The sequence below is a fragment of the Bacillus cereus group sp. MYBK95-2 genome, from assembly GCF_051915225.1.
GTDB lineage: Bacteria > Bacillota > Bacilli > Bacillales > Bacillaceae_G > Bacillus_A > Bacillus_A cereus.
Genome location: NZ_JBQAEH010000004.1, coordinates 113380 through 137256 on the forward strand (window position 1 = coordinate 113380; position 23877 = coordinate 137256).

Consider the following 23877-nt stretch of genomic DNA (forward strand, 5'->3'; position numbering starts at 1 on the left):
AAAAGGAGATTTTTGAGGATAAATATAGAGAAGAATAAAAAAAGGAACGAATTTCGTTCCTTTTCACCATTTATATGTGTAAAAATTTCTCTACTTTTTCGTCTGGTAAAATGTTTCCAACGAAGAATGTTCCAAATTCACCATAACGAGCACTTACTTCATCGAAGCGCATTTCGTATATAAGTTTCTTAAATTGAAGAACATCGTCAGCGAATAATGTTACGCCCCATTCGAAATCGTCGAATCCAACAGATCCTGAAATCACTTGGCGTACTTTACCTGCGTATTGACGACCAATTTTACTATGGCTGTACATCATTTTTTTACGTTCTTCCATAGGAAGCATGTACCAGTTGTCATCACCTTGGCGACGCTTATCCATTGGATAGAAGCAAATATGATTTGCTTTCGGTAATTCAGGATATAAACGAGCTAAAATTTGCGGGTTTTGGTATGGATCCTCATCAGCTGGAAGGTAGTTGCTTAATTCAACAACAGATACGTAAGAATATGCAGGAACCATATATTCAGCTAAAGTTGTTTTATTCAATTCTGTCTCAATTTCATTTAACTCTTCCATTGTTGGACGTAAAATCATAAGCATAATATCAGCTTTTTGGCCAACAACTGTATACATTGCGTGACTACCTTTTTTCGCAGTAGCTACTTCGTTCCATTTTTCAACGACATTTAAAAATTCAGACACTGCTTGTCCGCGTTCGTCGCTAGATAATGTTTTCCATGCAGCCCAATCAATAGAACGTAAATCATGTAAACAATACCAGCCATCTAACGTTGTTGTTGCTTCACTCATTCTATTCACCTCAGTTAATGATAGTTTTACACGTTAACTATAGCATATATAGTTTTAAAATCATCTATATAAAACCTTGGCGCATAAAATTGTCACATTTAAGTGTTTAAGCAAGGTGAATTTAACGGCTGAATTTTATGAAAATATAATCATTTTTATTTTATCTATTTTTTGGGAGCTATAAGTTTAAAATATAGAAGAAAAGCAGTATTCTTAAAGATAGAGTTTTTTTAACATATGTAGGAGGGTTTATTCGTGAGCAACTTATTTACAACAGTAAAAGAAAAAGTTCAAGGAAAAGGCATTTCTATCGTACTTCCTGAAGGAACTGATGAAAGAATTTTAGGCGCTGCAGAGCGTTTAGCAAAAGAAGAGTTAGTAAAACCAATCTTAGTTGGTAATAAGGAAGAAATTAGCGCAAAAGCTGCTAGCATGAATTTAACATTAGCAGGCGTTGATATTTACGACCCAGCTACATACGAAGAAATGGATGCAATGGTAGCATCTTTCGTTGAACGCCGTAAAGGTAAAGCAACTGAAGAAGACGCTCGCAAAATCCTTAAAGACGAAAACTACTTCGGTACAATGCTTGTATACATGGGCAAAGCACACGGTTTAGTAAGTGGTGCAGCTCACTCTACAGCTGATACAGTTCGTCCAGCACTTCAAATTATTAAAACAAAACCAGGCGTTACAAAAACTTCTGGCGTATTCATCATGGTACGTGAAGAAGAGAAATATGTATTCGCTGATTGCGCAATTAACATTGCACCAAACAGCCAAGATTTAGCTGAAATCGGTATCGAAAGTGCGAAAACTGCTGAGTTATTCGGCATTGATCCACGCGTTGCTATGTTAAGCTTCTCTACAAAAGGTTCTGCGAAATCTCCAGAAACAGAAAAAGTTGTAGAAGCAACTCGCATTGCAAAAGAAATGGCTCCTGAGTTAACTTTAGATGGAGAATTCCAATTCGATGCTGCATTCGTACCATCTGTAGCTGAGAAAAAAGCTCCAGGTTCTACAATTAAAGGTGATGCTAACGTATTCGTATTCCCAAGCTTAGAAGCTGGTAATATTGGCTACAAAATCGCTCAACGTTTAGGTAACTTCGAAGCAGTAGGACCAATCTTACAAGGCTTAAACATGCCTGTAAATGATCTGTCTCGTGGATGTAACGAAGAAGAAGTGTACAAGTTAGCTTTAATTACAGCAGCTCAAGCACTTTAATTCTATAATGAATTGAAATAAAGACCGTCGCTATTATAGCGACGGTCTTTATTTTTCTAAGCCAAGTGCTTTATTATTACGATTAATAATACGTTGTAAATTCGTCTCATATAAAGGAATCTCATCTATTGTTAATTGAGATGGTGTTAACTTTGGAGCGAATTGCTGCAATGTTTTTAAAAGACGCATCATTAAATCTTGTACTGTAATGGTTTCGCCAAGTAATTCTGAGAGTGAGGCCATCGTACTTGGTACAATTTCAGGGTACGTAAAGCGTGTTTCTTCTCCTTGAATTGCTAGGTTGTAGAAATCACGAACGAGTGCGGCACGCTCAGAGCCACTTCCGGTAGCACAGAGATAAATTTGGACAGCGACCCCCCCGCGAATACGACGTTGTGAAATACCAGCGAATTTTTGATCGCGAATACTTAAGTCATAACTACCAGGACAGTAAGAGCCAACAATTTCTTTTGCCTCGATAGTAACGTCGTAATCCTTTAACATCTCCTTAATCAAATGCCACATTGTATCGTATCCAAGATCAATATCGATACCTTTTTCTGTTTCTTGGAATAAAAGTGATACGTTTAAAACACCTTCATCAAGCACGACTGCAAGCCCGCCAGAATTACGAACAATAACATTGAAGTTGTGTTGTTTTAAAAAAGAAATACCTTCTTCTAAATGCGGAAGGCGTGAATCTTGAATGCCAAGGACAATTGTATTGTGATGAACCCAAGAACGCATTGTTGCGGCTGACTTGCCATTTCCAATGCTTGTGCATAATGTGTCATCCATTGCGAATGACTGAAGTGCATGGAATGTTGGTCCCAAACTAGACTGATCTACAATGCGCCACTCTGGCTGAGATAAAATGGAACGGGAATTGCTCATATAACTAACCCCTTATCTTTAAAATGACAATCTCTATTATAGCAAAAAATGAAGAATGGAGTTTTCTCACATATAAAGGGGGAGCTTAAAGGTGAAATAATAAAAAGGATGCATTGCATGCATCCTTCTTATTCTGCAATTTTTTCTAAATTACCGTTTCGGTCCATTCGGAAAGATGTTTGAGAACGTTCTTCGTCATCCATGACTGCCAATTTACGAGCACGGTTCATAATGTTCATAAGTGTTTCGTAATCTTCTTGTACAGTATGAGATTGCTTTTCTAATTTTTCTAGTTTCTTTTCTAGTTCCTCATTCCGAAGGATTTGTGCTTTAATTTCTTGTTTCAATCTCGTATTCTCGTTTTCAAGAGCTGTCACTTTTATATTTGAAGATCCGACTGTTTGTAAAAAATAAATAACATCTTGCATTGTCATAGAGCTTCTTGCAGCAGGAGCAGTAGATTCTTGATATGGAATAGCTTCTTTATATTGTACGATTGATTCTTCTTGTACTAATTCTTCATAATCAGTTATCGAATCTGAAGCTGGTGGTGTATAAAGTAAACGTTTTTTCGCTTGTTCACCGCTTGCAGCACGCATTTTATCTTTACGATGTTTTTTTGCTAGTTGAAGAGCTTGTTCATAGCTATAGCGAACAACAGCATTCCAGCGGAAACCACAAGCAGCAGATGTACGATTTAACTGATCCCCTACTTCCTCAAATGCATTTAATTGCGTACTTCCTTCTCTAACATGACGAAGTACCGTTTCAGCAAGTAATAAATCATCCTCATCTGTCCAAGCATCTTGTCTTACTTTCATAGATTCAACTCCCTTTCTTTTTATGAACTTCCTATTTTTATAATGGGCAAAAAAATAAACTTTTATACAAAGCTTTTAAAAATATGGTAGATTTCGATGAAAGGTAAAAATTTTCCCATGAATGGTGAGCGCTTCTGTAGGAGAGCATATAAATATGTATCATTATGTAGAGAATAGGCTTTGTAGGGAAACTTGCAACGAGCTTCAAAGAGCGGTAAAATACCATTTAGTGTTTATTTTTAAATGTACTTGAGAAAAGTTTAAAATAGAGGAAGTGTTATGTAATGGGAAACGAGTTTCGCGTGTGCGATGACTGTCAGGCAACGAACATTAAAACGTTAGTTCCGAAGTTAAAAAAAGTAGATTCATGTGCAACGATTGAAGTTGGATGTCAGTCTTACTGTGGTCCTGGTCGTAAAAAATCATTCGCATTTGTAAATAACCGTCCAGTTGCGGCTCCAACAGAAGATGAGTTAATCGTGAAAATTGAAGCAAAGTTAAATAAGTAAGAAAAAGAAGAGTGAAAAGATTACTCTTCTTTTTTTATGCCCATAAGAGGAATGATTTATTCTGCGAAAGTACTCTTGTGTGGACGAACATTTTCTAAAGGATGAACATAACTTTTGTATTAAAATACCAATTTGTATAAATTTATATTTCAAAATAATGGTTGACAGTCTTTTAAAGCGATAGGTAGAATAGAAGTGTCTGATTCTGAGAATCATTATCAGGGAAATAACAATTCACCTAATTTTTTTATTACTATTTGAGAATAAATTTCATTTCAATAAATATATGTTGTTGGTTAGGATGGTTGAGGGATGGAAGCGAGCGCAAGCAGTATAGAACAGCAAGAAGAGAATGTTAAAGAGATTAAGAGCAGACCGCTCATCGCTTCTATTATTTTAGTAGCGGGTACAATTTTGTTAGCTTTAAGCATGGCAGTTTCTATTTCTTTTGGGGCTGCAGATATTAGTCTAAAGACTGTATGGCAAGCTGTATTTCAGTTTGATGGATCTATTACACATCATAACGTAATTCAAGAGCTTCGCATGCCTAGAGCAATAGGGGGCGTAGTTGCAGGTGCCTTTTTAGCGGTATCAGGAGCAATTATGCAAGGTATGACGCGAAATCCACTTGCTTCACCATCGTTAATGGGGATTACAGATGGAGCTGTATTTGGAATTGCAATTATGTATGCATTTTTCCCTAATTCACCTTATTTAATGTTTGTTATCGCATCTTTTATTGGAGCTGCGTTTGGTGCAAGCATTGTATATGGAATTGGATCTTCTTCACCAGGTGGATTAACACCTGTGAAATTAGCTTTAGCAGGTGCAGCTATTAGTGCTTTATTAGGGGCAATTTCATCTGGAATCGCATTGTATTTCAATCTTGCCCAAGAGGTGAGTATGTGGAATGCAGGCGGAGTCGCTGGAGTGAAATGGCAAAGTATTAATATGTTAGTGCCAATTGGCCTTGTTTGTCTTTCTATCGCAATTATGATGTCGAGATATATTACAATTTTGAGCTTCGGTGAAGAAATTGCGATTGGACTTGGTCAAAATACGACATTGATTAAATTTATCGGAACAGTACTTGTTCTTGTTTTAACGGGTTCCGCAGTTTCCATGGCAGGATCAGTTGGATTTGTTGGTCTTGTAATTCCGCATATGACTCGTTTCCTCGTAGGCTCGGACTATAGATGGGTTATTCCATGTTCTGCGGTCTTAGGTGGGCTGTTAATTGAATGTGCAGATATGCTATCTCGCGTTATTAACCCGCCATTTGAAACGCCAATTGGAGCAATTACAGCGCTAATTGGGGTTCCATTCTTCCTCTACTTAGCACGTAATGAAGGGAGAGGAAAGATGTGAGGACGAGTGTCTTAACAAAAAAGAACATTTCTATATTAACGATTTTAGTAGGACTAATCGTTTCTATATTTCTTATTAGTTTAAATACAGGAACTTTTAAAATCCCGCCAATGGACGTATTAAAGTCATTGGTTGGACTAGGGGCTGAAGATCAGTCTGTTATTTTATTTGAATTCCGTATGCCGCGTATGGTAATTGCTATACTAGTCGGATCTGCTTTAGCTATGTCAGGCGCGATTTTGCAAGGTTTATCACGAAATCCTCTTGCTGATCCAGGTATTATAGGTATTAATGCTGGAGCGGGATTAACAGTTGTTATATTCGTCTACTTCTTCTTCGGGAAAGTAGGGACTGGTACATTTTTATCTGTATTCATTCTCCCATTCTTCGCACTAGTTGGAGCAATATTAGCAGCGGTAATTATTTATTTACTAGCATGGAAAGACGGCGTTTCATCGACTCGATTAATACTAGTCGGTATTGCCGTTGCAGCTGGATTTGGAGCTGTTAGTTTAATTTTCTCTATGAAGATGACATCTAACGATTTTCGTTTTGCTACGATTTGGCTGGCGGGAAGTCTATGGGGTACAGATTGGAAATTCGTATTAAGTGTACTTCCATGGATGGTTATTTTCTTACCGCTTGCTATAAGTAAAGCACACATATTAAATGTAATGAACCTAGGCGATTCTACAGCAGTTGGCCTTGGTGTAAACGTAGAAAAAGAAAGACGTAAATTATTATTTATTGCAGTTTGTTTAGCAGGGGCATCTGTTGCTGTTGCCGGCGGAATTGGCTTTATCGGTTTAATGGCCCCGCATTTAGCAAGGCGCCTTGTTGGTGGTAAACATCAAATTATGTTGCCCACAGCTGCGCTAATAGGAACGTTTTTACTTTTATTCGCAGACGTAATTTCAAGAAGTGTACTAACAACTTCAGAAATACCAGTCGGTCTTGTTATTTCTGTAATTGGTGCACCGTATTTTATTTATTTACTTATGAGGACAAAATAAAGGGAGGCTTTTCGTATGGCAACTTTAGCGGTGGATGCGGTATCGGTTGGCTATAATGAAGGTTTAATTATTGATGGATTAACAGTTGAAATTCCGGAAGGGAAAATTACAACAATTATTGGACCAAATGGTTGTGGGAAGTCCACATTATTAAAAACGGCGTCTCGTATTTTGAAGGCAAAGCAAGGTACTGTTTATCTTGACGGAAAAGCAATTGAGAAACAGCCAACGAAAGAAATTGCAAAGAAAATGGCGATTTTACCACAAACTGCAGAAGTGCCAACGGGTCTTACTGTATTTGAGCTTGTGTCATATGGAAGATTCCCTCATCAAAAAGGGTTTGGCACGTTGAAAGAAGAGGATTATCGCTACATTAACTGGGCACTTGAAGTGACAGGAATGAAAGAATTTGCGAATCGTCCAGCAGAAGCGCTATCAGGCGGTCAACGTCAACGTGTTTGGATTGCAATGGCTCTTGCACAAGGAACAGAATTACTTGTATTGGATGAACCAACGACGTACTTAGATATGGCTCATCAATTAGAAGTATTAAACTTATTGAAAAAGTTAAATGAAGAAGAAGGTAGAACGATTGTTATGGTTATCCATGACTTAAATCACGCTTCTCGTTTCTCAGATCATATGATTGCATTAAAAGCAGGTAAGTTAATGAAACAAGGAACGCCAGATGAAGTTATGACAAGTGAAACACTTCGTAACGTATTTGAGATTGAAGCTCAAATCGTTCCATGTCCAGTAAACTGTAAGCCAATTTGTTTAACATATGATTTAGCGATGATTAGTAATCAATTGCGTAAAAAAGCATAAGTAGAACCCCCTCGTGAAGAGGGGGACTTCTAATGGACGTTGAGCTTCTTATATAAGAATGGGAAGTTGAACGCCCGTTAGAATGGGTTATTAACAACAATTAATAAATATATATTAATTAATTGTTATCTTTGTTTCTTATAGTTCGTTGTAACTTATAAGATAAATACAGCTAGAAGGAGTGGGAACATGAAGAATTTTAAAATGGCACTATTAGCAATGGTACTAGTTGTGACTTCTGTACTATTTGCAGCTTGTTCTAACAAAGAAGAAGAAAAGAAAGCAGATGCAAAGACTGAAGAGCGCACTGTAAAACATGCAAAAGGGGAAATTAAAATTCCTGCAAACCCAAAGAAAATTGCTGACCTTAGTGGTTCAACAGAAGAATTATTAATTTTCGGTATGAAACCGGTTATTACTGCTAATACATCTCAAGAAAAAATTGATGCACATATTGAAAAGAAACTAAAAGACGTTAAACCAGTTGGTTCTGCTTGGGGCGATAAAATTAACATCGAAGCAGTAGCTGCTGCAAAACCAGATTTAATTCTTGTAAATAATCGTCAAGAAAAGATTTATGATCAATTATCTAAAATTGCACCAACAGTTATGTTAAACACTCCATTAGATCAATGGCGTCCAAAATTTGAAGAAGTAGGTCAAATCTTCGGTAAAGAAAAAGAAACAAAAGAATGGTTCAAAAAGTATGATGAAAAAGCAAGCAAATTACATGACAAAATCGTCGCTAAAACTGGTGAAGCAACATTTATGAAAATGGCTGCATATCCAAATGCTTTCCGTGTATACGGTGACTACGGTTACGGTAGCGTAATCTTTAATGATTTAAAACTACCAGCAGTTAAAGGTACACCAACTGATAAACCGTTAGTACAAGTACAAAAAGAAGCTTTAATTGATTACAACCCAGATTACTTATTCGTGTTTACAACTGGTGACGGTTCTCAGCGCTTGAAAGAATTCCAAGAAGAATCAATTTGGAAAAACATGAACGCTGTTAAAAACAACCACGTATTTACAATTAAAAATGAAGACTTAAACAAAGGTTACTTCCCACTTGGGAAAGATATGATCTTAGACGAAGTTGCTGAATTCGTTTTAGGTAAATAATGTATAAAGGAAATCGCTTTTACTTCGGTAAAGGTGATTTTTTCTTTTTATAAAGGGAATTAATACAGTCTTTCATTTCTTTCTGTTTCTCATTTCGTTTATAATATAAAGTAAGAATGTAGTAAAGAAAGGGGGATGTCGGAAAGTGGTATATTTAAACGACAAACTCAGCGAAACAAAAGTGTTTAAAGACCCAGTACATAAATATGTGCACGTGCGTGATCGTGTTATTTGGGATTTAATCGGAACGAAAGAATTTCAACGCTTGCGCCGTATTAAGCAGCTTGGAACGACATTTTTTACATTTCACGGTGCAGAGCATAGTCGCTTTACTCATTCGTTAGGTGTATACGAAATTATTCGTCGTATGATTGATGATGTGTTTGATGGCAGACCAAATTGGAATGCTGAAGATAGATTGTTATGTTTATGTGCGGCATTACTTCATGATGTCGGCCACGGCCCATTTTCTCACTCGTTTGAAAAAGTATTTTCATTAGATCATGAGAAATTTACGCAAAAGATTATCGTTGGCGATACGGAGATTAATGATGTATTAAGTCGTGTTGATAAGGAGTTTCCACAAAAGGTAGCAGATGTAATTGCAAAAACGTCTACTAATAAATTAGCGATTAGTATGATTTCGAGTCAAATTGATGCGGATCGTATGGATTATTTATTAAGAGATGCTTATTTTACAGGCGTAAAGTACGGAAACTTCGATATGGAACGTATACTGCGTGTAATGCGTCCGTATGGGAATCAAGTAGTCATTAAAAATAGTGGTATGCATGCTGTTGAGCATTACATTATGAGTCGTTATCAAATGTATTGGCAAGTATATTTCCACCCGGTAACGCGAAGTGCAGAAGTTATTTTAACGAAGATTTTACACCGTGCGAAATCACTGCACGAGAAGTATTATACATTTAAAAATCATCCTGTTCATTTCTATTCTTTATTTGAAGAAGAAGTAACAGTAGAGGATTATTTAAAGTTAGACGAGAACGTTATGTATTACTACTTCCAAGTATGGCAGGAAGAAGAAGATCCAATTTTAAGCGATTTATGCCGCCGTTTTATGAATCGAAATCTATTTAAATATGTAGAGTTTACAGATAAACACGGTTTAGATAATTGGATGGAATTAAGTAGTTTATTTAAAAAGATTGGACTTGATCCGGAGTATTATTTAGTAGTTGATTCAACATCAGACTTACCGTATGACTTTTATCGTGCAGGAGAAGAAGAAGAGCGTCTACCAATCCTACTTCTTATGCCAAACGGAGAGCTTAGAGAGCTTTCACGTGAGTCAGATATTGTTGAGGCGATTACAGGTAAGAAAAGAACGGATCAAAAGCTATTCTATCCACATGATTTAATCTATGAAGATGGAAGAAAAGGAAAATATAAAGAGAGAATTATTGAGTTGTTAGAAGGAAAGAAATAAGAAGCAGCTAATGGCTGCTTCTTATGAAAAAACTTGAAATTATTTGTCGCTTAAGCGTTTTCCGCCAACTGCATAATGGTTTTTAGACATTTCTTCGATGAAAACAACGATGTTTTCTTCAGGAGCACCAGTTGTTTCGCTTACTGCTGCTGTTACTTTCTCAGCAAGAGCTTTCTTTTGTTCTTCTGTGCGTCCTTCTAGCATTTTCACTGTTACGTATGGCATGTACAATCGCTCCTTTTATGTAAGTTACACTCTTATTATAGCGGATTATGGGGAAGAACAATCGAAAAAACAAATAATTTCTTTTTTTGACATATGGAAGAGGAGATGAAGTATGGATCAGTTATTTAGATATCCATTGCACGAAATTCCGTTAGTAGCAATGGCAATTATTATTGCACTATCCGTTCATGAATTTGCACATGCATATGTTGCATATAAATTTGGGGACGATACAGCAAAGAGACAAGGGCGTTTAACGTTATCACCGATGGCCCATTTAGACCCTATCGGTTTGATTGCAGTATTAATTCTTGGATTCGGTTGGGCAAGACCAGTTCCTGTTAATCCATATAACTTTAAAAGACCGCGTCTGGCAGGTATATTAGTTTCAATTGCAGGGCCGATTAGTAACTTAATTTTGAGTGCAATTGGTTTAATTATTTGGTATAGCTTATTAAAATTTGGTGTATTATACTCAATTCCATCTGCAGTGGCAGATACGTTAGCTCAATTTTTCCAGATTTTTATTATGCTGAATATCGTTTTACTTGTATTTAACTTATTACCGATCCCGCCACTTGATGGGTATCGCGTAGTGGAAGATTTAGCGCCAGCAAATATTCGCGCAAAAATGACACAGTATGAAAAATACGGGGCAATTGCGTTATTAATTCTCGTTATTACACCGCTTAGTAATTACACAATTCAACCTATTTTCCAGGTAGTTATTCCGCATGTATTTGTATTTTTAGACAGCATCATTGCGCCTATTTTTGACCTTTTATAATTTTTAAGTGAGGAGGATTTTACATATGACAGAGAAAAAGAAAAAAATCGGTTTTAATATCGTGAAAAATGATTCAACAGATGGACATGGTGGATTTGGTGTTGGAGCATTAAGCTTAGAAAACATTTCACCTGTATTTGTTGATGTACTAGAGAAGACTGCATTCGTTGATATCGGTGCGATGCATGCGCGTAGTACAGTAGAAAAAGGTATTAAGTTTTTAACAAATAAAGATGAAGTTCCAAATGGAAAACCATTTTGGCTTGTTTGGGTAACAATTGAAAGAACTGCGACAGGTGCGTATTACGCGGGTGTAACAGCTTGTGAAATGACAGTTGACCGTGAGATTCGCCGCGGATATAAATCACTTCCAGAACACGTAAATAAAATGGATAAATCATTGAAGCGTCACATTATGGTTGACCATATGGATGAATCATCTAAAAAGGTACTTGGTACGTTCTTGAAAGAACATAATGAAGCGATTTGGAACGAATCTAGTGAAGAATTGCGCCGTGCATTATTAAGTGAATAAAAAATAGCTGACGGATGCCCGTCAGCTATTTTTTTTACCAAGGAAGATATTTTTTCCACCAACTTGTTTTTTTCTTTTCTTCAGTCGTTTTTTCAAATTCTTCTTTATCATCGACGTGATCCATACAATATTCAGTCGGTTCGGTACCTTTAGCGAAATACATTTTCACAGAAATAGGACAATTTTTTGTAGCAATTTTACCGTTCTCTGGATTGATATTAACCGCTACGACGTCACTTGGTTGTTTAAATTCTTTTTTAGGCTGTCCATCTAAGCCCTTCTCCATCGTATCAGTCCATATTTTCTTCGCATACCCCTGTTCTGCTACGTTTGAAATAGATTTAGGTTGATCATATCCGACCCATACACCTGTTACGATTTGCGGAGTAAATCCGATCATCCAACTATCCGTTTCAGTAGAACCAGATTTGCCGGCATATGTTCTTGATAATTTTGATGACATCGATTGGCCAGTTACAGCAGCATAACTGCTTAGTTTCTTATTAAACATACCAGTCATCATTTCTTCCATTACAAACGCTTTGCTCTTATCGAGAACTTGTTTACTCTCTAAATGAGCATCGTATAATATATTTCCTTCATGATCCATAATGCGGCGAATGAAAGTAGGTTTTACTTCTTTTCCACCGTTTGCGAACATGCTATAAGCGTTAACCATTTCAATTGGTTTTACTGGTGATGTACCGAGAGCTAGAGAAGGCACATCTTTTAATGCACTTTTAATTCCAAATTGTTTCGCTGTTTTTGCTAGCGTGTCATCTCCTAAAAACAAATTCGTTTTCACAGCATAAATGTTATCAGAGACTGCGAGAGCTTGTGCCATCGTTACGAAATCATCTGCATAATAATCTTTATAGTTCTTCGGTTTATACTTTGAAACGCCGTCACCTAGGGTGAATACAGTATATTCGCTTTTTAAGCGCGTAGCAGGCGTGAATCCTCGTTCTAATGCCGCATAATATAGAAATGGCTTAAATGTAGAACCAGGCTGACGAACGGCTTGTGTAGCCCTGTTAAATTGACTCATATTATAATCAGTTCCACCAACAAGAGCAGCCACTTCACCTGTCGTTGGATTCATAGAGACGAGAGCAGTTTGTATGTTTGTTGTGTCAGGTATATGATCTTTTACAGCTTGTTCTGCTACAGCTTGTAGTTTAGGGTCTAGCGTTGTATAAATTCGTAAGCCACCTCGTTGTAAAGCTTGTTCGTCTAATCCAACATCACGAAGAAGCGAAGCTTGTACAGCATCTTGGAAATATGGTGCGACCTCTGCTACTTTTTTCGTATCTAATGAGGCAAAAGTTAGTGTCTCTTTCTTCGCTAAGGTTGCTTGTTGCTTCGTAATATATCCTTGCTTCACCATTTCATCTAATATGAGAGCTTGTCGTCCTTTAGCGCGATCCTCTTTCAAAAAGGGAGAATAGACACTTGGCCCTTTCGGGATACCTGCCAGCATACTAGCTTCTGCTAATGTTAACTCTTTTGCCGTTTTATCGAAATATAGACGGGACGCAGCTTCGATGCCATAAGCGCCATGTCCGTAATAAATTGTATTTAAATATCCTTCTAAAATATGATTTTTATTATAGTTTACTTCAAGGCGGATAGTGTACATTGCCTCTAATAATTTTCGTTTCCACGTTTTATCATGATCTAAATACAGATTACGCGCGTATTGTTGTGTAATTGTACTAGCTCCTTGTACCTTTGCCATCGCTTTTAAATCAGCAACAATTGCACCTGCAATCCGTTTCACATCGAAGCCGTGATGTTTATAAAATCTTTGATCTTCAATAGAAAGGGTCGCTTCTTTTACATAAGGTGAAATTTCATTAAGAGAGACATTGTAACGTTTTTGAATTTCGTTACTTTGTCCAATAACAGTATCATCGTTTGCGTAAAAGACGCTTGTTTGCGGGACCGCAACAGGAGGAGGTCCCATAATTTTTGCAACTATAATAATAACAAAAAAAGAAAAAACGAAGAAAAGGACGCACGAAAACATTGCGGTGAAGAAAAGACGTTTATATTTTTTAAGTTTTGGATTCATAGTTTGATCCATCTTTTTTCAGCCCCTCATTAATACAAGCGTTATTGTATTAGTATTGAGGGTTTTCGTTTATTTTAAACAATGAAATTTCGAAAATAAAAAGCTCCTTCCATTAAGAAAGGAGCTCAAAGGCACGTGCTGGCCAATCGGTAATGATGACATCTACACCATAATCAATCATAGTTTGTAAATCTTTGTATTCGTTAATTGTATATGGACGGAAAACATATCCTTGCTCTTGTGCTAACTGCACAAATTCTTTCGTTAATAACTGGAAGTTTGGATGTAATCCACTTGCTTCTCTATGTTTTGCTTCGGAAATTGGATCAGTAAGTGGTGTATCATATAAAATTGCTCTTGGGATTTCAGGAGCAATTTCTGCTAATAATGAAACAGAGTCATGGTTAAATGATGAAAATACAATTTGATTAGAAAGATGATATTCACGCACAAGTGCAACAGCTTTTTCCTCAATATTTGGGTAATGAATAACATCTGTCTTTAATTCAATATTTAGTTGTAAGTTCGTTGTGGAAAGCCAAATGAAAACCTCACGCAACGTTGGGATTTTTGCTTCATGGAAAGAAGGGTCTTTATAGCTACCAGCGTCCAATAATTGTAGTTCCTCTACCGTTTTTTCAGAAACAAGTCCAACGCCATTTGTTGTACGATCGACGGTTTCATCGTGAATTACGACAAGTTCACCACCTTTTGATAAGTGGACATCGAGTTCAATTCCGTGAGCACCAATGCGTTCTGCTTCTTGGAAGGCAATCATCGTATTTTCGGGATGTGTTCCTTTTACTCCGCGGTGAGCGAAAATAAGTGGTTTACTCATGTGAAATTCTCCTTATTATCTCTTTTCTTTTATTATGAAACTGCTTTAGGGAAAATACAATTGAATATGACAAACATTTACAAAAGTCTAACAGTTGCAGAAAAGTTAACGTTAACGTAAAATGTAATAATCAAGTGAAGGGAGGAATAAACATGTATAAAATTGATGAAGTAACAAAGCAAGTCGGTTTAACAAAACGTACACTTCGTTATTATGAGGAAATTGGTTTAATTCATCCCCCAGAACGTAGTGAGGGAAATATCCGTCTGTATACGGATGAGGATATTGCCAGAATTAAAAGAATTGTAGAAGCGAAAGAAGTGCTAGGAATCACACTTCAAGAAATGCAGCATTTCTTATCACTAAAAGAAAGAATGGAGCAAAGAAGAAATAGCGAAAATCCTCGTGATCGTGAAGTGATTCAAGAAATTAAAGATATGCTTGAAAAACAAGTGCAAACGTTAGACGAAAAAATGGAGCAAATGCAACGTGTAAAGGCAGAACTAGAAGATAGTTTACATCGTGCAGTAACATTTTTAGAGAGCACAAAAGGAGAGTAATCAAAATGGAGAGCAAACAAAAACTAGGGAGATTGATTACAGTGGTGGCTACCTTCCTTGCCTTTTCGGGTATAGGAGTAGTCGACCCAATTTTGCCGATTATTGCAGAGAAAATTGGTGCATCGCATTGGCAAGTTGAAATGTTATTTACCGCTTATATTTTAACGATGGCAATTATGATGTTACCAGCTGGTATATTTGCATCGAGATTTGGTGATAAACGGATGATGACAATCGGTCTTGCGATTGTGACTGTATTTGCGTTTATATGTGGTATGTCACAAACGATTGCTCAATTATCTCTTTTCCGCGCTGGATGGGGATTAGGGAATGCGATGTTCTTCGCGACGGCGATGACTTTATTGATTGCATTAAGTAAAGAAGTTCATGAAGCAGTAGGATTATACGAAGCAGCTATCGGCTTAGGTATGGCTGGCGGACCGTTATTAGGCGGGATATTAGGTGGTCATTCTTGGCGTTATCCGTTTTTCGCGACGAGTATTTTAATTTTCTTAGCATTTATTTTAGTATTCTTTTTTGTAAAAGAACCAGGACGAAAAGTGAAGCGTAAGGCTGCTGGCGTAGGGGAATTACTTAACCTGGTGAAGTATAAACCATTTATGCAAGGTGCCATTTCAGGGATGCTATACTACTACGGATTTTTTGTCGTGTTAGCATATTCACCACTTATTATGCATTTATCAGCTATTCAATTAGGCTTTGTATTTTGCGGATGGGGACTCGCGTTAGCTTACGGTTCTGCAATTTTAGCACATAAGCTAGAAGGGAAATATGAACCAAAAACATTATTGAAGGGTAGTTTACTCGTATTTGCGATTTTCTTAATTGCACTATTCTTTGTGAAAATTATGTGGTTACAAATTACTCTTATCGTTTTATCAGGATTGGCGTCTGGCTTAAACAATGCATTATACACAAGTTATGTAATGGATATTTCACCTTATGAAAGATCTGTTACGTCAGGTGTTTATAACTTTGTTCGTTGGTTAGGTGGTGCGATTGCTCCGATTTTATCAGGAATTATCGGTCATACTGTTTCACCACAAAGTCCGTTTTTAGTAGGTGGAATTGTGGTGTTAGTTGGTTGTATTATGATCCTAATTCCAATTCGTAAACCAGTAGAAATAGAGACAAAAGCCCTTTCTTAAGAAAGGGTTTTCTTTCCTTTTACGGTGCAAACCCTTTCCGCACATATGTTAGAACCCTCTGACTAAAATATATTTTCGGTATTTTTGTACTTTTAACTATACATTTTGGATGTTTTGTTTTATTTTTGTTAGGGGACATTAATGATGTCCCTATTATAAATTTGCATTGAAAGGCGTGATTGTACGATGGAACTATGGTTCACTGAAAAACAAACAAAACATTTTGGGATTACGGCGCGTATTAACCGCACATTACATACGGAGCAAACAGAATTCCAAAAACTTGATATGGTTGAAACGGAAGAGTTCGGAAACATGCTTATTTTAGATGGCATGGTTATGACAACAGAAAAGGACGAGTTCGTTTATCACGAAATGGTAGCGCACGTACCTTTATTTACACATCCAAACCCTGAAAACGTATTAGTTGTTGGTGGCGGTGATGGTGGTGTTATTCGTGAAGTGTTAAAACACCCAAGTGTAAAGAAAGCAACTCTTGTTGAAATCGATGGAAAAGTAATTGAGTACTCTAAACAATACTTACCATCAATTGCAGGCGCATTAGATAATGAGCGTGTAGAAGTAAAAGTAGGAGACGGTTTCCTACATATCGCAGAAAGCGAAAATGAATACGATGTAATTATGGTAGATTCTACTGAGCCAGTAGGACCAGCAGTAAACCTATTTACAAAAGGCTTCTACGCTGGAATTTCAAAAGCGTTAAAAGAAGATGGTATTTTCGTTGCACAAACGGACAACCCTTGGTTCACACCAGAGTTAATTACAACTGTGTTTAAAGACGTAAAAGAGATCTTCCCAATCACTCGTTTATACACAGCAAACATTCCAACTTATCCAAGTGGTCTTTGGACGTTCACAATTGGATCTAAAAAACATGATCCATTAGAAGTAAGTGAAGAGCGTTTCCACGAAATCGAAACGAAATACTACACAAAAGAATTACACAATGCAGCATTCGCATTACCGAAATTTGTTGGCGATTTAATTAAGTAAGAGAATTGTATCAAACAAATAAAGTGTAAGTAGCTCATTTAAGGTGTTTGTCCAGAAGACTTGAACATGCTAGCTACTTACACTTCTGTAGAGAAAATCGTCTTCTTGTTGTTAAAAAGAAGACCCGGTAAATCGAGAAAGAGGAGCAATTCGCTCCAAATTTGAGAAATAGTGAAAGGTTGGGATACCTTAAGTTCCACATAAGGAGGAAAAGAATATGCGTTTTGATGAAGCTTATTCAGGTAAAGTATTTATTAAAAGTCATCCAAGTTTTGAAGAGTCAAAGGTAGTTATTTATGGGATGCCTATGGATTGGACAGTAAGTTACCGTCCGGGATCTCGTTTTGGCCCTGCACGTATTCGTGAAGTATCAATCGGTCTTGAAGAATATAGCCCGTATTTAGATCGTGAACTAGAAGAGGTAAAATATTTTGATGCGGGTGATATCCCATTACCATTCGGAAACGCACAACGCAGCTTAGACATGATTGAAGAGTATGTATCAAAACTTTTAGATGCCGATAAGTTTCCACTAGGTCTCGGCGGTGAGCACCTAGTGTCTTGGCCAATTTTTAAGGCAATGGCAAAAAAATATCCGGATTTAGCAATCATCCACATGGATGCTCATACTGATTTACGTGAATCGTATGAAGGGGAGCCTTTATCCCACTCTACACCAATTCGTAAAGTGTGTGATTTAATTGGTCCGGAAAACGTATATTCTTTCGGAATTCGTTCTGGAATGAAGGAAGAATTTGAATGGGCGAAAGAAGTAGGTATGAACTTATACAAATTTGACGTATTAGAACCGTTAAAAGAAGTATTACCGAAACTTGCTGGCCGCCCAGTCTATGTCACAATCGACATTGATGTATTAGACCCAGCTCACGCTCCAGGAACAGGAACGTTAGAAGCTGGCGGTATCACATCTAAAGAATTATTAGATTCCATCGTAGCAATTGCAAATTCAAATATAAATGTAGTTGGAGCAGACTTGGTAGAAGTAGCTCCAGTCTACGACCATAGTGATCAAACACCAGTCGCAGCAAGCAAATTCGTGCGGGAAATGCTGCTCGGTTGGGTGAAATAAAAGCGGAAGCGGCTCGCTCAGAATGTGAGGGGGATGGAGCTTCAGACGTAGAGGCGCTTTTTGCCTCGAAGGAAGAAGCGAAGCCACCGATCATTCTAGCCGCTGCAGCTAGATAAAGTAAAAGCCCTCTATATGATTAGAGGGCTCTTATTTTTTCGTTATGTGTCGGTAAGTCGATATATTAAAAAAATCGCTGATATAATTCGAGTTGCGCCGATATAATTTCATTTACTGTTACGCAACACAAAAAAGAGCTATTCCTAAACGATGGGAATAGCTCTTTTTCTTATGCAACCTTCTCTTCCGAAGTAACTCCGCGAATTTCATCAGCAGAGCGGATCGGATATTTACGGAACACAATAGATCCGATGTATCCGACAATAGTGGTAACGATCCCACATAATATAGCAGCAATTGTTACTTTTACAACGTCATTAAATCCGAATAAGACAAGAAGTCCTGGGATTGGTGATGCTGTTCCTGGTGCATTATTAACGAGCTGGAACAGAGAGGTAATAATACCAGCAAGTGCACCGCCAACGAAGTTTGTCGCATAAATTGGAATCGGATTTGCTGAAACAACATCGGCTTGTGTTAAAGGCTCGATTGCTACAGCAATTGTATCTTTCTTTGAACAAATTTTTAAGCGTTTAAAGAAAATAAAGTTCATTGGGGCTGAAGCTGCTACAGCCAGACTACCAATTGCCATTGGTAAACCTGTTAATCCAAGCATTGCAGTTAGTGCCATAGAACTCAGTGGAGAGGTAGAAATAACTGTTATTAATCCACCAAGCATAATACCCATAATGATAGGACTTTCTGTAGTTGCAACTGAAATCATAGAACCGATTTTACCAAGTGTGGCGTTAACGAGCGGATCCATAAGCATTGCCATTCCGCGTGAGATTGGTGCAGCGATAAATAGGATTGCTAAAAATTCCACACCAGCTGGTAATTTCTTTTCGAGAAATTTCACGACGAAGGCACAAACGTATCCAGCGAAAAATCCTGGTAAAATACCAAATCCACTAGTAGCGATACCAATTAAAACAGCATATACGGGGGAAACACCGATTGCTAATGCGACTAAAATCGCTGCTGCGACACCGCTCATACTACCGGAAGCTTCTCCTACTGATTGTAAAAAGTCATTATGAAACATTTCTCCACCTATATAACGGTGAAATGCTTCAATAAGAAAACTTGCAATTGCTGCATTAGCTAAAGCGCCCATCGCCTTCATTCCGTAAGGCGCACGGTAACTGAAAAGTGTAAATAGACAAAGTACAACAAGTAATAGTGCTAAACCTTGCAAGATAGCCATTTGAAAACTGTCTCCTTTGATTTTTGTAATAAAAATTCGTATCATTCAATAATAATATAAAAGTGTATGAAACGGAAAAATTTTTTCTTGGGAACTGGTTGTAAGAAAAAATCCCTTACAATAATGTAAGGAAAGTGTAAGACTTTTAGATAGAGTATAGTATGCTCTTTTCCGTATAATACAAGTATAGATATAATACTAGCGAGAAAGAAGTGCAAACAGGAGGTTCATGTATGAAATTGGTAATTAAAGTTTTAGCTGTATTCGCCATTATTCTAGGTGGAACAGCGTATTATTTGAACACAAAAACAGAAGGTGTACATGCTTTTGTAGACAACTTCTTTTCAAATAAAGAAATACAAGATTATTATGCGGTTATAGATAAAGGTGAGAAAAAAGACGGAGAATACTTGTATACTTTTAAAGGGTATACAGAAGATGGAAAGTTACAGGTTATTAAAAGAATGATGAACCGTGAATTGCATACGGGGGCGTTTATAAAAATTTATGCAAAAGGTATGCAAGGAAAAGGATGGGCTGAAATCCCGAAAGAATCCATTCCGCAAAAAGCGTTGGAAAAAATAGAAAAACCATAAAAGGAGCGACTCATTCGCTCCTTTTTTAGTACGTTAAAATAGTGATAGATGTCTTCTCTTTGTGAGAAATAATTTTTGCATGTCCACCAATTGGAAAAGTGAAAATCGGGGTTGTATGCCCGAAACTTGCGTTTGCAATGATAGGGATATGTGCAAGTTCAGGTTTTGAAGCAATCATTTCTTGAATGTCTTCTATCGTACATTCTGCACCTTTTTGCATCTTTCCTATAACGATTCCCTTTATGTATTCAAAACCTTGCTGCTGCATAAGGGAATGTAAATAACGATCAAAAGTTTTAAGAGTAGATGTTCCAGTTAAACTATCTTCTTCAATAAATAAAATTTTCTCCTTTAAATTTGGCATATATGGTGTACCTTGCAGTAAGTTAAATGTGCTCATATTGCCACCGATAATATCTCCCGTAGCTTCTCCTTCTTGAATTGAAACATATCCTTCATTTTTAATAAATTCTCGATTTTCCTGATCTATATACCAAGAATCATCGCTCCATGTTTCAGATGGAAGGACTTCAATAGGCTCATTAGAAGTTAAGCACTTTAAAAAGTAATCGGTTGTATACCCGAGCCCTTTCTCCATTCCAAACGAAGAGAAATGGGGTCCTGAATATGTAACAAGCCCTGTTTTTGCGTAAATTGCATTATTTAAGGCAGTAATATCAGAATAACCACAGAAAAATTTCGGGTTTTCACGAATTAAATCATAATCGAGATGTTTCAATAAACCATTTGAGTTGTATCCGCCAAGTGTAGTCAAAATAGCTTTTACATTAGAGTCTCGAAATGCTTCATGGAGGTCTTGAATGCGGGAAGAAATAGAGGAGGAAGCAAATCGATCTATCTCATCAGCATATTTTGAGAATGTAACTTGAAAGCCCATGTCAGTTAATCTTTTTATAGCAAGTTTTCTATTTTCATTTGAAACAATACTTAAACTACACGATGGTGAAATCACTCGTATTTCAGCACCCTTTTTTAACTTTGTTGGTATCACTACATTCACCTCTTTAATTGAAAGAATATTTAGATTTAAAAAATATTTTATCATATGAAATAAAGTAGAAGTGAATTATTTTTTGAAATGGAGTTTTCCTGATTTTTCAGCAGACAGACAGAGTCTTTTTTTGATATGATAGGAAAAGTGATTTATTATAAGTAGTATTTAATATCTATAACATTTGAAAGGTGTGCAAGACGTGGAGAAACAACTTGCAGGCTTGCCGGTACACGTTCATTTCGTAACAGAAATCCGTGAAGGGGCGAGGAAGGAAACCGTTGCTTTTGAAGCAAATGGTCAATACTATGTAAAAGGTCAAGGTACATATGTAACATTCCAGGAGCCGAACGAACAAGGCGAAGTGAAAACAATTATTAAAATTCAAGATGAACAAGTTCTCATTATGCGTTCAGGTGCTGTTTCTATGCGTCAGACGCATGTGAAAGGTGAATGGACAACTGGTACGTATACGAGTGAACTTGGTACGTTTGCATTGCAAACAAAGACTGATAACGTTCTTTTTAAATGGTCGGATGAAAAGAAAAAAGGACAACTCTTCTTAACGTACGCATTGCTTCTAAGTGAACAAGAAGCTGGCAGATATACTATTACAATTAATTTGAAGGAGGCAAAATAATGAATTCCTTAGAACAGGTAAAAGGATTGATTAAAGAAGAAATTCAGGCTGCTGTATTAAAGGCAGAATTAGCGACAGAAGAACAAATTCCAAACGTTGTATTAGAATCTCCAAAAGATAAAACAAATGGTGACTTCTCTACAAATATGGCAATGCAACTTGCACGCGTTGCGAAAAAAGCACCTCGTATGATTGCAGAAGAACTAGTTGCAAACTTCGATAAAGCAAAAGCTTCTATTGAAAAAATCGAAATCGCTGGTCCTGGTTTTATTAACTTCTATATGGATAATAGCTACTTAACAGATTTAATTCCAACAATCGTAAACGCTGGTGAAGCTTACGGTGAAACGAATACTGGTAAAGGTGAAAAAGTACAAGTTGAGTTCGTATCTGCGAATCCAACAGGTGACCTTCACTTAGGACATGCACGAGGTGCGGCAGTAGGTGACACTTTATGTAACCTATTAGCAAAAGCAGGATACGATGTATCTCGTGAGTACTACATTAATGACGCTGGTAACCAAATTCATAACTTAGCTCTTTCTGTTGAAGCTCGTTACATGCAAGCTTTAGGGTTAGAAAAAGAAATGCCAGAAGACGGATACCATGGTGCGGATATCATTGGAATTGGTAAACGTTTAGCAGAAGAATTCGGTGATCGTTATGCGAAAGCTGATGAAAAAGAAAGCTATGAATTCTACCGTGAGTACGGTTTAAAATATGAATTAGCAAAACTTCAAAAAGACTTAGAAAGCTTCCGCGTTAAATTTGATGTATGGTTCTCAGAAACATCATTATACAAAAACGGGAAAATTGATCAAGCACTTGCTGTATTAAAAGAGCGCGACGAGATCTTTGAAGAAGACGGTGCAACTTGGTTCCGTTCAATGACTTACGGTGACGATAAAAACCGTGTATTAATTAAAAATGACGGTTCTTACACATACTTAACGCCAGATATCGCGTATCATCGTGATAAATTAGAGCGTGGTTTCGATAAGTTAATTAACATTTGGGGTGCTGACCATCACGGTTATATTCCACGTATGAAAGCTGCTATTCAAGCACTTGGTTACGATAAAGACACGCTTGAAGTAGAAATCATCCAAATGGTACAACTATACCAAAATGGTGAAAAAATGAAGATGAGTAAGCGTACGGGTAAAGCAGTTACACTTCGTGAGCTTATGGAAGAAGTAGGCGTGGACGCAATGCGTTACTTCTTCGCAATGCGTAGCGGTGACTCTCATTTAGACTTCGATATGGACTTAGCTGTATCAAAATCTAATGAAAACCCAGTATACTATGCACAATACGCTCACGCTCGCGTATGCAGCATCCTTCGCCAAGGTGAAGAATTAGGATTAGCTACAGGCGGAGACGTTAACTACAAACTTGTTACTTCTGAAAAAGAAGTAGAGTTACTGAAAAAACTTGGTGAATTCCCAGCGGTAGTTGCGGATGCAGCACAAAAACGTCTACCACACCGTATTACAAATTATGCATTTGAATTAGCAGCAACATTACACAGCTTCTACAATGCAGAAAAAGTATTAAACCAAGATAATTTAGAATTAAGTAAAGCTCGTTACGAGTTAATGAAAGCAGTACGCACTACACTTCAAAATGCATTAGCAATCGTAGGAGTATCTGCACCAGAAAAAATGTAATTAAGAAAAGCGGAAGCGGCTCGTTTAGAATAGGAGGGGGATGGAGCTCCTGAGAGAGAGGCGTACTTTGCCTCGGAGGAAGGCGCGAAGCCACCGAGTATTCTAGCTGCTGGAGCTAGACAATAAAGAAAAGCGGAGCCGACTGTTTAGTCCCGAAGGCTAAGGTTCTTTCCCACAGAAGATGCATTTTATCTTCTAGTGGGGAAGGTTCTTAGACAGAAGGGGCTAGGAGGTAGAGCTGGACATAAAGAAAAGCGGAAGCGGACTTTCGTTTTTAAATAAAAGGCAATC

Annotated in this window: 24 protein-coding genes; 16 read left to right on the plus strand and 8 right to left on the minus strand. The window is 37.2% G+C overall.

Annotation, left to right across the window (positions count from 1 at the left end; translation table 11 throughout):
* Nucleotides 1–70 precede the first annotated feature (70 nt).
* Nucleotides 71–814: a hydrogen peroxide-dependent heme synthase gene (gene hemQ / locus ACTFN4_RS15165; protein ID WP_001287595.1), complete on the minus strand. Its 744-nt coding sequence runs from the start codon at nucleotides 812–814 to the stop codon at nucleotides 71–73.
* Between the two features lie 255 nt (nucleotides 815–1069).
* On the opposite strand from hemQ, the gene pta reads away from it, so the two are divergent.
* A complete protein-coding gene (gene pta, locus ACTFN4_RS15170; protein WP_000067215.1) occupies nucleotides 1070–2041 on the plus strand; it encodes a phosphate acetyltransferase in 972 nt (323 codons plus the stop codon).
* Between the two features lie 48 nt (nucleotides 2042–2089).
* Here the strand turns inward: pta and ACTFN4_RS15175 are convergent, their stop codons facing one another.
* A complete protein-coding gene (locus tag ACTFN4_RS15175) occupies nucleotides 2090–2935 on the minus strand; it encodes a lipoate--protein ligase family protein (protein WP_439962504.1) in 846 nt (281 codons plus the stop codon).
* 128 nt (nucleotides 2936–3063) lie between these two features.
* Nucleotides 3064–3756 carry an RsfA family transcriptional regulator gene (locus ACTFN4_RS15180; RefSeq protein WP_000868358.1) on the minus strand — a complete coding sequence of 231 codons (693 nt, stop codon included), beginning with the start codon at nucleotides 3754–3756 and terminating at the stop codon, nucleotides 3064–3066.
* Nucleotides 3757–4040: 284 nt separating this feature from the next.
* On the opposite strand from ACTFN4_RS15180, the gene ACTFN4_RS15185 reads away from it, so the two are divergent.
* From ACTFN4_RS15185 to ACTFN4_RS15210, 6 genes are all read left to right on the plus strand, one after another.
* Complete coding sequence (locus ACTFN4_RS15185) at nucleotides 4041–4265, plus strand: DUF1450 domain-containing protein (RefSeq protein WP_000526071.1); 225 nt, start codon at nucleotides 4041–4043, stop codon at nucleotides 4263–4265.
* Between the two features lie 312 nt (nucleotides 4266–4577).
* Nucleotides 4578–5633, plus strand: coding sequence for a FecCD family ABC transporter permease (locus ACTFN4_RS15190; protein ID WP_439962505.1), 1056 nt, complete (start codon nucleotides 4578–4580; stop codon nucleotides 5631–5633).
* The gene (locus ACTFN4_RS15195; protein ID WP_001260757.1) at nucleotides 5630–6646 is read left to right on the plus strand and encodes a FecCD family ABC transporter permease; all 1017 of its coding nucleotides are present in this window, start codon (nucleotides 5630–5632) and stop codon (nucleotides 6644–6646) included. The genes ACTFN4_RS15190 and ACTFN4_RS15195 overlap by 4 nt, the downstream gene beginning before the upstream one ends.
* Before the next feature lie 15 nt (nucleotides 6647–6661).
* Nucleotides 6662–7474, plus strand: a complete 813-nt coding sequence (locus ACTFN4_RS15200) for an ABC transporter ATP-binding protein (protein ID WP_000212068.1) — start codon at nucleotides 6662–6664, stop codon at nucleotides 7472–7474.
* A gap of 189 nt (nucleotides 7475–7663) precedes the next feature.
* Nucleotides 7664–8602: an ABC transporter substrate-binding protein gene (locus ACTFN4_RS15205; protein ID WP_000787724.1), complete on the plus strand. Its 939-nt coding sequence runs from the start codon at nucleotides 7664–7666 to the stop codon at nucleotides 8600–8602.
* 145 nt (nucleotides 8603–8747) lie between these two features.
* The gene (locus tag ACTFN4_RS15210) at nucleotides 8748–10052 is read left to right on the plus strand and encodes an HD domain-containing protein (protein ID WP_000262730.1); all 1305 of its coding nucleotides are present in this window, start codon (nucleotides 8748–8750) and stop codon (nucleotides 10050–10052) included.
* A 39-nt stretch (nucleotides 10053–10091) separates the two neighbouring features.
* Here the strand turns inward: ACTFN4_RS15210 and ACTFN4_RS15215 are convergent, their stop codons facing one another.
* Nucleotides 10092–10277 (minus strand): 2-hydroxymuconate tautomerase, encoded by a 186-nt coding sequence (locus tag ACTFN4_RS15215; protein ID WP_001147171.1) that lies wholly within the window; start codon nucleotides 10275–10277, stop codon nucleotides 10092–10094.
* A 112-nt stretch (nucleotides 10278–10389) separates the two neighbouring features.
* On the opposite strand from ACTFN4_RS15215, the gene ACTFN4_RS15220 reads away from it, so the two are divergent.
* Both ACTFN4_RS15220 and ACTFN4_RS15225 read left to right on the plus strand, forming a co-directional pair.
* Nucleotides 10390–11064: a site-2 protease family protein gene (locus ACTFN4_RS15220; RefSeq protein ID WP_439962506.1), complete on the plus strand. Its 675-nt coding sequence runs from the start codon at nucleotides 10390–10392 to the stop codon at nucleotides 11062–11064.
* A gap of 25 nt (nucleotides 11065–11089) precedes the next feature.
* Nucleotides 11090–11599, plus strand: coding sequence for a YwhD family protein (locus ACTFN4_RS15225; RefSeq protein ID WP_000136678.1), 510 nt, complete (start codon nucleotides 11090–11092; stop codon nucleotides 11597–11599).
* 34 nt (nucleotides 11600–11633) lie between these two features.
* Here the strand turns inward: ACTFN4_RS15225 and ACTFN4_RS15230 are convergent, their stop codons facing one another.
* A complete protein-coding gene (locus ACTFN4_RS15230) occupies nucleotides 11634–13685 on the minus strand; it encodes a transglycosylase domain-containing protein (protein WP_439962507.1) in 2052 nt (683 codons plus the stop codon).
* A 100-nt stretch (nucleotides 13686–13785) separates the two neighbouring features.
* The gene (locus ACTFN4_RS15235; protein WP_439962508.1) at nucleotides 13786–14511 is read right to left on the minus strand and encodes a glycerophosphodiester phosphodiesterase; all 726 of its coding nucleotides are present in this window, start codon (nucleotides 14509–14511) and stop codon (nucleotides 13786–13788) included.
* A gap of 152 nt (nucleotides 14512–14663) precedes the next feature.
* On the opposite strand from ACTFN4_RS15235, the gene ACTFN4_RS15240 reads away from it, so the two are divergent.
* From ACTFN4_RS15240 to speB, 4 genes are all read left to right on the plus strand, one after another.
* Entirely contained in the window at nucleotides 14664–15071 is a 408-nt protein-coding gene (locus tag ACTFN4_RS15240; RefSeq protein WP_000276560.1) for a MerR family transcriptional regulator, read from the plus strand.
* Nucleotides 15072–15076: 5 nt separating this feature from the next.
* The gene (locus ACTFN4_RS15245; protein WP_439962509.1) at nucleotides 15077–16240 is read left to right on the plus strand and encodes an MFS transporter; all 1164 of its coding nucleotides are present in this window, start codon (nucleotides 15077–15079) and stop codon (nucleotides 16238–16240) included.
* 186 nt (nucleotides 16241–16426) lie between these two features.
* Complete coding sequence (gene speE, locus ACTFN4_RS15250) at nucleotides 16427–17254, plus strand: polyamine aminopropyltransferase (protein WP_000424696.1); 828 nt, start codon at nucleotides 16427–16429, stop codon at nucleotides 17252–17254.
* Between the two features lie 217 nt (nucleotides 17255–17471).
* Nucleotides 17472–18344 (plus strand): agmatinase, encoded by an 873-nt coding sequence (gene speB, locus ACTFN4_RS15255; RefSeq protein ID WP_001209831.1) that lies wholly within the window; start codon nucleotides 17472–17474, stop codon nucleotides 18342–18344.
* Nucleotides 18345–18630: 286 nt separating this feature from the next.
* On the opposite strand, the gene ACTFN4_RS15260 is transcribed toward speB, so the two are convergent.
* Nucleotides 18631–19668, minus strand: a complete 1038-nt coding sequence (locus ACTFN4_RS15260) for a PTS sugar transporter subunit IIC (RefSeq protein ID WP_000996319.1) — start codon at nucleotides 19666–19668, stop codon at nucleotides 18631–18633.
* Nucleotides 19669–19901: 233 nt separating this feature from the next.
* On the opposite strand from ACTFN4_RS15260, the gene ACTFN4_RS15265 reads away from it, so the two are divergent.
* Entirely contained in the window at nucleotides 19902–20264 is a 363-nt protein-coding gene (locus ACTFN4_RS15265) for a YxeA family protein (protein WP_000779921.1), read from the plus strand.
* Nucleotides 20265–20289: 25 nt separating this feature from the next.
* Here ACTFN4_RS15265 and ACTFN4_RS15270 read toward each other — a convergent pair whose 3' ends face one another.
* A complete protein-coding gene (locus ACTFN4_RS15270; protein WP_000613224.1) occupies nucleotides 20290–21276 on the minus strand; it encodes a S66 family peptidase in 987 nt (328 codons plus the stop codon).
* 202 nt (nucleotides 21277–21478) lie between these two features.
* On the opposite strand from ACTFN4_RS15270, the gene ACTFN4_RS15275 reads away from it, so the two are divergent.
* Nucleotides 21479–21916 (plus strand): DUF1934 domain-containing protein, encoded by a 438-nt coding sequence (locus ACTFN4_RS15275; RefSeq protein ID WP_000414867.1) that lies wholly within the window; start codon nucleotides 21479–21481, stop codon nucleotides 21914–21916.
* Nucleotides 21916–23586, plus strand: a complete 1671-nt coding sequence (argS, locus tag ACTFN4_RS15280; RefSeq protein WP_001086454.1) for an arginine--tRNA ligase — start codon at nucleotides 21916–21918, stop codon at nucleotides 23584–23586. The genes ACTFN4_RS15275 and argS overlap by 1 nt, the downstream gene beginning before the upstream one ends.
* Nucleotides 23587–23877: the final 291 nt, after the last annotated feature.